General features: G+C 60.2%; 1 protein-coding gene. It reads left to right on the top strand.

The genetic code is table 11. The features are described from left to right. Positions 1-117 precede the first annotated feature (117 nt). Positions 118-960, top strand: a complete 843-nt coding sequence (locus HU811_RS27010) for a cache domain-containing protein (protein WP_186659166.1) — start codon at positions 118-120, stop codon at positions 958-960. Positions 961-1,010: the final 50 nt, after the last annotated feature.

The following is a 1,010-nucleotide window of genomic DNA, read 5'->3' as shown; positions in this document are numbered from 1 at the left end:
GTGGGAGCGAGCCTGCTCGCGATGACGGCCTGACAGTCAATCCAACACCCAGTGAAGCAACGCTCTCCACCCAGCCGTCTACGCTCTTGAAACACCAACAAGAACGAGGACGCGCGTATGGGTTTTTTTCACAAGATTGCCTGGCTAGGCGTAATACTGGTGCTGGGGGTGGCACAGGTGCAGGCGGCTACCCCGGATGACGGCCAGGCGGCCCGGGCACTGCTGGAAAAGGCCCTGGCCTATTACCACGACCATGGTGACAAGGCGTTTGCCGCGTTCAGTCGTCAAGGGGAGTTTGTTGACAAGGATCGCTACGTCTTCGTGGTGGATACCCAAGGTGTGATGCTTGCCAGCGGCGGTCCTTCTTCGGCGCTGATCGGGCGAGACGTTTCCGAGGTTCTGGGACCGGACTTGCGCAAAGCCTTCAAGGACGCCTTGAAAACTCCCGAAGCCAGTGGCATCCAACAGGCCGAGTATCGCTGGCAGAACTGGGCTGACGGCAAGGTCGAGCGCAAGCATGTGTATTTCCAGCGGGTCGGCGAGCGAATCCTGGCCGTCGGCTACTACCTGCCACGGGCTTCCGCCGAGCAAGCCCGCGCATTGTTGGACAAGGCTTCGAGCGACCTGATGCAAAACGAAAAACCCACGCTGATGGCGATCAACTCCCTCAAGGGCGGTTACTTGCAGGATGACCTGTATGTCTTTGTCGTCGACCTCAATACCCGGCGCTATGTCGGCCACGGCACCAACCTGCGGTTGATCAATACCGATTTCGCCAAGGTCAAGGACCCGGATGGCAAACCGGTGGGCGAGCCGATACTGGCGCTGATCGAGAAACAGGACGAGGGAGAGTACGAATATCGCTGGAAGAACCCGGTGACCGACAAGGTCGAGGACAAGCACGCGTACCTGAAGAAGGTCGGGCATTTCCTGGTGGCGGTGGGGTATTACAGTCCTTGAAGCGAGGAGTTGGACATCGTGGGGGGGGGGGGGGGCCCCCCCCCCCCCCC

Source organism: Pseudomonas tehranensis, from assembly GCF_014268615.1.
Classification (GTDB): domain Bacteria; phylum Pseudomonadota; class Gammaproteobacteria; order Pseudomonadales; family Pseudomonadaceae; genus Aquipseudomonas; species Aquipseudomonas tehranensis.
This window is presented reverse-complemented; position numbering and strand designations above follow the sequence as displayed.